Here is a 6492-nt window from a genome sequence, read left to right on the forward strand (position 1 = left end):
ACAAGCCGAACCTCAGCGCGCGGCAGGCCGAGCCTCAGCGCGCCACTACCCGAGCCTCAGCGCGCGACGATCGCTACGCAGTGATCCCCGTCGCTTCGAGCGTCTGGCGCGCGATCTCGAGTTCTTCGTTCGTCGGCACGATGAGCACCTTCACCTTCGACGCATCCGTCGAAATCACGCGAATGCCCTCGCCACGCTCGCTATTGCGCGCCTCATCAATCTCGATGCCGAGCCACTCCATGCCGCGTAGCGTCCGCGCACGCACCTCGGGCGAATTCTCGCCAACTCCCGCGGTCCACGCGATCACGTCAACGCCGCCGAGTGCCACGAGGTACGAGCCAAGGTAGTGACGCAGGCGGTGCACGTACACCTCAAGGCCGGTTTCGGCGACCTCATCCCCCGCCTCGATGCGCGCAATCACATCGCGCAGATCGTTCGTGCCGGTGAGCCCGAGCAAGCCCGAGCGGCGGTTGAGCAGATCATCGAGCATCGCGATGTCGTAGCCCGCCTTGCGGTGCAGGTGGAAGAGCGCCGCCGGGTCGATATCGCCCGAGCGGGTGCCCATGACGAGTCCCTCAAGCGGTGTCATGCCCATCGAAGTCTCAACTGAGCGGCCCCCGTCAACGGCACAGGCCGAGGCGCCGTTGCCGACGTGCAGCACGATCGTCTTGAGCTCCTCGATCGGCCGCTCGAGATACTCCGCCGTCGCCTCGGCGACGAACTTGTGGCTCGTGCCGTGGGCACCATAGCGGCGGATGCGGTACTCCTCAGCAACCGCGCGGTCGATCGCGTAGAGGCTCGATGCATCCGAGAGCGTCGAGTGGAACGCCGTGTCGAACACCGCCACATGCGGAATCGACCCAAACGCGTGCTTGGCACCCTGAATACCCGCGAGGTTCGGGCCATTGTGCAGCGGTGCGAGCGGGATGAGCTCTTCAATGTCTTGCTCGACCTTGTCGGTCACGACCGCAGGTCCAAAGAAGCGACGACCGCCCTGCACGACTCGGTGTCCCACCGCAACCGGCGGGAACTCGTCAAGGCTCGGCCCGTGCTCGGCGAAGTTGCGCAGCATCTCATCAAACGCAGCATCGTGGTTCGCAACCGCCGCCTCGCGTACGACCTTCTCGTCACCGGCCTTGTGGGTGATGACGCCCTGGCCCTGCGCATCACCGATGCGTTCGATGAGCCCGGAGGCGAGCGTGCGCTCAGCGCTCATGTCGATGAGCTGGTACTTCAGCGACGACGAACCGGAATTGACGACGAGAACAACACTCATGACGGATGCTTTCGGTAGAGCTTGCGGAACTGATTGGACTCGACAGGGTTAGCGCGCGGCCTGCTCGGCCTGGGCCTGGATCGCCGTGATGGCCACAGTATTCACGATGTCACTCACGAGCGCGCCACGCGAGAGGTCATTGATGGGTTTGTTCAGACCCTGCAACACCGGCCCAATCGCCACCGCACCAGCCGAACGCTGCACCGCCTTGTAGGTGTTATTGCCGGTGTTGAGGTCGGGGAAGATGAACACCGTCGCACGGCCGGCCACCTCGCTCCCCGGCAGCTTCTTCGCGGCCACCGCCGCATCGGTCGCAGCGTCGTACTGCAGCGGGCCCTCGACCGCGAGCTGCGGCGCCCGCTCGCGCACAAGCTCGGTCGCGGCACGCACCTTGTCGACATCGGCGCCCGAACCCGAATCACCGGTCGAGTAGCTCAGCATCGCCACCCGCGGGTCGATGTGGAACTGCTGCGCCGTCTCCGCCGACGAAATCGCAATATCGGCGAGCTGGTCGGAGTTCGGGTCGGGGTTCACCGCACAGTCGCCATAGACGAGCACGCGATCGGCAAGCGCCATGAGGAACACACTCGACACAATCGAGGTGCCCGGCTTCGTCTTCACAATCTCGAAGCTCGGCTTGATGGTGTGCGCCGTCGTGTGCGCGGCACCCGAGACCATGCCGTCGGCGAGACCGAGGTGCACCATCATGGTGCCGAAGTACGACACATCCTGCATCTTCTCGAGCGCCTGCTCGACCGTGACGCCCTTGTGCGCGCGCAGCTTCGCGTACTCCTCGGCGAAGCGACCCAGCAACTCGGGGTCGGAGGTCGACAGCACCTGCGCATCCGAAATATCGACGCCAAGTTCGGCAGCGCGACGACGCACCGCATCCTCGTCGCCAAGGATGACGAGATCGGCAACCTCGCGCGCGAGCAGCATCGAGGCCGCAATCAGGATGCGGTCATCACCACCCTCGGGCAGCACGATGCGCTTGCGGTCGCGTCGGGCGCGGTCGAGCAGCTGGTACTCAAACATGAGCGGGGTGACCACCGAGGGCTCCGGCACCTCGAGGAGCTGCACGAGTTCATCTGCGTTGACATACGTGCTGAAGTCAGCGAGCGCGACGGTGTGCTTGCGTCGCTGGGTGCGGCCGAGGGCACCGCGGGTATTGATAATGCGCTGGGCAGTCTCGAAGGTGCCGTGCTCGGTGCGAATAATCGGCAGGTTCGCGGCCACGCCCGCGAGCAACTCGGTGATGACCGGCGAGAACGCAAACGGCCCGTTGACCACGATCGCAGCGAGCGAGGGGAATGTGTCGGCCTGCTGGCTCAGGAGCAGCGCGAGCAGTGTTTCGGTGCGATCGCCCGCAACGACCACCACGCCCGATTCAAAGGTGCGCTCGAGCACGTGCTCCATGCTCATGCCAGCGACGGTAACGCCGAGCACTTCGCGGTCAAGCAACGCCGAGTCGCCCGAGTAGAGCGTGCCGTCGACGGCTGACAGTAGCTGCGCAACGGTCGGGGCAGTGAGGATGGGGTTCTCTGGCAGTGCCCACACCGGCACCTTCGACGCACCCGGCACCCCGACTTCCGTGAGCGCCGCATCCACAGCCGCACGAATTTCTTCGCGAGTGTCGGGGTCGGCGCGGTTCACCACGCAGGCAATGAGGTTGGCGTGCTCGGCTTCGATCTCGGGGATGGTGATGGCCGCAGCCTGGGCAATCTCTTCCGGCGTTCGCGCCGTGAGATCGGTCTGGTTGCGACCCGAGAGCACGAGGAGCACCGGCGCGCCGAGATTGGCTGCGACTCGGGCGTTGAAGCCGAGTTCCGCCGGATTGCCAACATCGGTGAAGTCGCTACCGACGATCACCATCGCATCGCAGCGGCGGGCGACGGCGCCGTAGCGCGCGATGATCTTCGCGAGTGCGGCCGAGGCGTCCTCGTGCACCTCGTCGTAGGTGACGCCGACGCACTCTTCGGGTTGCAACTCGAGGGTGGGGTCGACGTGGGCTGCGAGGATGTCGAGGATGTCGTCACTTGCCGCATCCTTGACGATCGGACGGAACATGCCCACGCGGCCAACGCGTTGCGTGAGCGTCTCAAGCACGCCCAGTGCGACGGCAGCCTTGCCGGAAAAGCCTTCGGATGAGGTGAAGTAAATGCTCGCGGTCACCGCGCCATCGTATCCGCCTCAGAACACGTCCAACCGAGTCCTCTAAATGCCTGGGATGCACTATTGTCACAAGCGACGACAATGAATGTCGATCATTATCCCGTGTAGATCTGCGGAGAGACCGCTATCAGGAGGCAATGATGCCGAAACAGGGTGGAGCGCCACGTCAATCGGGCAAGCTCACCAGAAGCCTAGGACTTTGGGCAATTGTTGCCCTCGGCCTCGGCTACATGACGCCGACCGTCGTGTTTGACACGTTCGGCATCGTTTCCGAGATGACCGAGGGTTCGGTGCCGATGGCCTACATCGTCGCCCTCGTAGTCATGCTCTTCACTGCAATCAGCTACGGCAAGATGACCCGCGCGTTCCCGAGCGCCGGTTCGGCCTATACCTACGTGCGCGAGTCGATCCACCCCAACGTCGGCTTCATGGTCGGTTGGACCTCGCTCATGGACTACCTGCTCCTGCCGATGGTGAACGCACTCATCATCCGCCTCTACATGGAGCAGATGTTCCCCGATGTGCCGAAGGAAATCTTCGTCATCGTCTACGTGATCGCCGTCACCGCGATCGTCTACTTCTCGATGCGCGGCACCTCGAGCGTGAACGGGCTGCTGCTCACATTCGCGATCGTCATCATCATCGTGTTCATCGTCATGGTGTCGTTCCAGCTCATGGCTGGCGAGGGCCAGGGCACGCTCGTGAGCGCGAGGCCATTTGTGCACGAGGGCCTCGACATGGGCATGATCCTCGCGGCCGCGACGATTGTCTGCTTCTCGTTCATCGGCTTCGACGCAATCACGATGTACACCGAAGAGGCGAAGGATGCGCGCATCATGCCGAAGGCGATCACCCTCACGGTGCTCCTCGGCGGCCTCATCTTCCTCGCCGCTGGCTACTTCGCCCAGCTGCGCTTCCCCGACAACACCCCGTTCGGTGAGTTCACCGACGACCCGCTGCCGCAGATCGGCCTCATCGTCGGTGGCCAGGTCTTCCAGACGATCTTCGTTACCGCCGGCTTCGTCGCGACCATGGCTTCGGGACTCGCCTCGCACGCCTCGGTCTCGCGCATGCTGCTCGTCATGGGCCGCAACAACGTCATCCCGCGCCGATTCTTCGGTTACATCAGCCCGAAGACCCACACCCCGACCTGGAACATCATCCTCGTCGGCGTAGTGTCGCTCGCGGCAATGGAGTTCTCGCTCGAGATCATCGCCTCGCTGATCAACTTCGGCGCGCTGATCGCGTTCACCTTCGTCAACCTCACGGTGATTGCGCACTACGCGATTCGCCAGGGGCGCCGAAAGACTCCGGGCGAGATCTTCACGTACATCGTGATGCCGGGCGTCGGCGCGCTCTTGACGGGCTTGCTGTGGGTCAACCTCGACAACATCGCACTCATCGGTGGTGTCATCTGGCTCGCCGCGGGCATCATCTACCTCGCCGTGATCACCAAGGGCTTCCGCACGCAGCCGGATGCATTCGATGAGGCCCAGCCCGTCACCGGCTTCAACAAGACCGTTGACGAAGAGGCCGAACTCGCCGCAATCGACGGTGAACCGGAGGACAAGCGCTAGCCGCGTCACCTGCGGTTCATCCTCTATACTCAAAGACGGCCCCTCACGTGGCGCCATCCAGGCCAACTCCCCCAGGTCGGAAACGAAGCAAGGGTAACCAGGCTCTGGCGGGTGCGTGAGGGGTCTTCTCTGTTTCCTCATTCGGCAGTCATCTGGGTCGAAGCGAACGCGAAGCAATCATCACTAGCTTTCTGCTCATGACCATCAATCTCGACCCCTATCTCGCGCTCAACGGGACCGCTCGCGAAGCCCTCGAGTTCTACCAATCGGTACTCGGCGGCGACCTCAATGTGATGACGTACGGCCAATCGATGCCCGACGCTGAACACCCCGACCTTGTCATGCACGGCCAGCTCAACACTGCTGCTGGCAACCAGATCATGGCTTCCGACGCTTACCCCGGCATGCCCCACACTCCGGGCGACACGGTCGCCGTCTCGCTCACCGGCGACGACCCGGTGCTTGCCGATCACTTTGCGGCGCTTTCAGACGGCGCTGAGATCGTGGTGCCATTCGCCCAGCAGATGTGGGGCGACTCCTACGGCCAGCTGCGCGACCGCTTCGGTGTGATCTGGCACGTCAACCTCGCAGGCGGTGCGGCATGAGCGAGATCAAGGGCCGCCCGGTCTGGCTCGAGCTCTACACGACCGATCTCGAGCGCGCGAAGAAGTTCTATGGCGAACTCCTCGGCTGGAGCTTTATCAACCCCGGTGATGAGTTCGGTGGCTATCACATGGTGATGCTTGACGACGAGGCCGTCGGCGGAGCCATGCAGGCGATCCCGGGCGAGGGCGAGGCCGATTCGTTCGCGGTCTATCTCGATACCGACGATGTCGCTGGCGTCACTGAGACCGTGCGTGAGCGCGGCGGCCAGGTGTTGGTTGAGCCGATGGCGATCGAGGGCATGGGCACGATGGCCTTCTACATTGGGCCAGACGGCGCCGCGATCGGGGCATGGGATGGTGCGCAGACCGAGGGCCAAGCTCGGAACAAGCCAGGCGCGCCCTCGTGGTTTGAGCTGATGACCCTGCGCTACGACGATTCGGTCGACTTCTACCGCGAGGTATTTGGTTTTGACATCGTGCCGATGCCGGCAGATGACGATGACAACGGGATGCGCTATGCGACGAATGGCGCGGGCAACGAGGCAGTTGCTGGCATCTGCGATGCTGTTGCGTGGTTCCCGGCCGACGCGCAGTCGTTCTGGCGGCCCTACCTCGACGTCACTGACACGGATGCGGCGGTTGCGAAGGTGACCGAGCTCGGTGGCAAGCTCGTCGATGGTCCGATCGACTCGCCGTTTGGTCGAGTCGCCACCGTCGCCGACGACCAGGGCACCACCTTCCAGATCTTGGGGCCGGTGGCAGCGGCCTAGGGCAGAGAACAGCATTGGGGTGGTACGGAATTGATTCCGTACCACCCCAATTGCGGGTTATAGGCCAAAAAGAGTGGATGACACCCCCGTTC

General features: G+C 63.6%; 5 protein-coding genes and 1 other RNA gene. 4 read left to right on the top strand and 2 right to left on the bottom strand.

All coding sequences use genetic code 11. From position 1 onward, the window contains the following. Nucleotides 1-73 precede the first annotated feature (73 nt). Both EG850_RS11995 and pta read right to left on the bottom strand, forming a co-directional pair. Nucleotides 74-1276: an acetate/propionate family kinase gene (locus EG850_RS11995; RefSeq protein ID WP_124973793.1), complete on the bottom strand. Its 1203-nt coding sequence runs from the start codon at nt 1274-1276 to the stop codon at nt 74-76. A gap of 48 nt (nt 1277-1324) precedes the next feature. After that, entirely contained in the window at nt 1325-3448 is a 2124-nt protein-coding gene (gene pta, locus EG850_RS12000) for a phosphate acetyltransferase (RefSeq protein WP_124973795.1), read from the bottom strand. 137 nt (nt 3449-3585) lie between these two features. Between pta and EG850_RS12005 the strand changes: the two genes are divergently transcribed. The 4 genes from EG850_RS12005 to EG850_RS12020 all read left to right on the top strand — a co-directional run bounded on the left by EG850_RS12005 (nt 3586) and on the right by EG850_RS12020 (nt 6400). Further along, nucleotides 3586-5025 (top strand): APC family permease, encoded by a 1440-nt coding sequence (locus EG850_RS12005; protein WP_407920593.1) that lies wholly within the window; start codon nt 3586-3588, stop codon nt 5023-5025. A gap of 34 nt (nt 5026-5059) precedes the next feature. Continuing rightward, nucleotides 5060-5156, top strand: an RNA gene (gene ffs / locus EG850_RS12010) — signal recognition particle sRNA small type. A 66-nt stretch (nt 5157-5222) separates the two neighbouring features. Continuing rightward, entirely contained in the window at nt 5223-5630 is a 408-nt protein-coding gene (locus EG850_RS12015) for a VOC family protein (protein WP_124973799.1), read from the top strand. Next, nucleotides 5627-6400 carry a VOC family protein gene (locus EG850_RS12020; RefSeq protein WP_124973801.1) on the top strand — a complete coding sequence of 258 codons (774 nt, stop codon included), beginning with the start codon at nt 5627-5629 and terminating at the stop codon, nt 6398-6400. Before EG850_RS12015 ends, EG850_RS12020 begins: the two co-directional genes overlap by 4 nt. Nucleotides 6401-6492 lie beyond the last annotated feature (92 nt).

Source organism: Gulosibacter macacae, assembly GCF_003865375.1.
Taxonomy (GTDB): domain Bacteria; phylum Actinomycetota; class Actinomycetes; order Actinomycetales; family Microbacteriaceae; genus Gulosibacter; species Gulosibacter macacae.